Source organism: Thermoanaerobaculia bacterium, assembly GCA_035717485.1.
In the GTDB taxonomy this organism is placed as follows: domain Bacteria; phylum Acidobacteriota; class Thermoanaerobaculia; order UBA5066; family DATFVB01; genus DATFVB01.
On record DASTIQ010000128.1, the window covers coordinates 1 to 2,167 of the forward strand.

A 2,167-nucleotide genomic window follows, 5' to 3' on the forward strand; every position below is an offset into this window, starting at 1 on the left:
CTTCATCCCGAGGATCGAGGTCGGGCTCGTGCGCGTCAACGGCGACACGACGGGCGTCGACCCGCACGCGCCGTTCGGGGGCATGAAGGGATCGAGCTCCGGGAGCCGCGAACAGGGATCGGCGGCGCGCGAGTTCTACACCGAGATCAAGACCGTCCAGATCAATCCGTGACCGTTCCCGAATCGATCCGCGTCGTCGACTCCCACACGGAGGGCGAGCCGACGCGCGTCGTCGTCGAGGGATGGCCGCAGCCGTCGGGCGGCACGATGGAGGAGCGCCGGCGCGACATGAAGGAGCGCTTCGATCCGCTCCGGCGCGCCGTCCTCTGCGAGCCCCGCGGCCACGAGGCGGTCGTCGGCGCGCTCCTCACGCCCCCGGTCTCCCCCGGCTCCCTCGCCGGGGTCGTCTTCTTCGACAACGCGGCGTATCTCGGAATGTGCGGCCACGGGACGATCGGCGTCGTCCGGACGCTCGAATACCTCGGGCGGCTGGCGCCGGGGCCGGTCGCGCTCGACACGCCGGTCGGGACGGTACGCGCCGAACTCGCGGCCGACGGCTCCGTGGCGATCGAGAACGTTCCCGCTTTCCTGCATGCGCGCGACGTCGTCGTCGAGGTTCCCGGGGTCGGGCGGATCACCGGCGACGTCGCCTACGGCGGAAACTGGTTCTTCATCGCTCCCTGGGAAGGGCCGCTCCTCGCCTCCGGCATCGACGAGCTCACCCGGATCACGCGCGGAATCGGAGAAGCGCTTCGCCGCGCCGGCGTGACCGGAGCGGGAGGCGCGGAAGTCGATCACGTCATCCTCTTGGGCGAGAGCGACCGCCCCGACGCGGATCGGAAGAATTTCGTCCTCTGCCCCGGCGCCGCGTACGACCGCTCCCCGTGCGGCACCGGGACCTCGGCGACGATGGCGACGCTCCACGCGCGCGGCCGGCTCGCGCTCGGCGAGGTCTGGCGGCAGGAGGGCATCATCGGCAGCCTGTTCCAGGGATGGCTCTCCGCCAGCGGCGAAACGCTCGTGCCGCACGTGCGCGGCACCGCGTTCGTGACGGGAGAAGCGACGCTCCGATTCGATCCCCGGGACCCGTTCCGGCTGGGGATTCCGACCGCATGAGAGAGACCCGAAAGACCGCGCTCGTTCCCGCTCGGGCCGCATGACCCCTCGTTCCTTCGACGCGATCGTCGTCGGCGCCGGGATCGTCGGCGCGGCATGCGCCGAGGCCCTGGCGGTCGACGGAATGCGGGTCGCCGTCCTCGACGCGGCCTTCCCGGGAGGGGGGACGACGGCCGCGGGGATGGGCCACCTCGTCGCGATGGACGATTCCGAGCCTCAGCTCGCCCTGACCGCCTGGTCGAACCGCCTCTGGAAGGAACGGGCGGGATCTCTCCCCGCCGAATGCGAAATGGATCCGTGCGGCACCCTCTGGGTCGCCGAGGATCGCCGGCAGCTCGCGGAGGTCGAAGCCAGGAGCGCGCGCTACCAGGCGCACGGAATCGCCGCCGAGCCCCTCGGGGCGGATCGCCTCGCGCTCGCCGAGCCGAACCTCCGACCCGGCCTCGCCGGAGCGCTGCGCGTCCCGGGAGACTCGGTTCTCTACCCTCCGGCGGCGGCGCGGGCGCTGATCGACTCCGCGCGGGAGCGCGGGACGGAGGTTCGAACGGAAGTGGCCGTGCTCGGGATCGGATCCGGAGAGGTCGAAACGAAGGAGGGAGCCTTCCGCGCGCCGGTCGTCGTCAACGCGGCCGGAGCGCGCGCCGCGGAGCTCACGCCCGGGCTCCCGATCGCCCCCCGCAAGGGACACCTGGTGATCACCGACCGGTACCCCGGCTTCTGCCGGCACCAGATCGTGGAGCTCGGCTACCTCGCGAGCGCGCACGCGATGACGACCGAGTCCGTCGCCTTCAACGTGCAGCCGAGGGCGACCGGCCAGGTGCTGATCGGGTCGTCGCGGGAGCTCGCGGGATGGGATGCGTCCGTCAACCCGCGCGTCCTCGCCCGGATGCTCGCGCGGGCGCTCGCATTCCTTCCCTCTCTCCGCGCGCTGTCGGCCGTCCGCACGTGGATCGGGTTCCGGCCCGCGACGCCGGACAAGCTCCCGCTGATCGGAAGGTGGAACGGCGTCGAAGGCCTCTGGATCGCGGCGGGGCACGAGGGTCTCGGCATC

At 72.1% G+C, this 2,167-nt stretch carries 3 protein-coding genes; all 3 read left to right on the top strand.

Annotated elements, in window-relative coordinates; translation table 11 throughout:
* Positions 1 to 172, top strand: a 172-nt coding sequence (locus VFS34_06775; protein HET9794149.1) for an aldehyde dehydrogenase family protein, incomplete at its 5' end; no start/stop codon positions are given.
* On the top strand, positions 169 to 1,116 hold the full coding sequence (locus VFS34_06780) for a proline racemase family protein (protein HET9794150.1): 948 nt from the start codon (positions 169 to 171) through the stop codon (positions 1,114 to 1,116). The genes VFS34_06775 and VFS34_06780, both read left to right, overlap by 4 nt.
* A gap of 40 nt (positions 1,117 to 1,156) precedes the next feature.
* The coding region (locus VFS34_06785) for an FAD-dependent oxidoreductase (protein ID HET9794151.1) at positions 1,157 to 2,167 on the top strand (1,011 nt) is incomplete at its 3' end.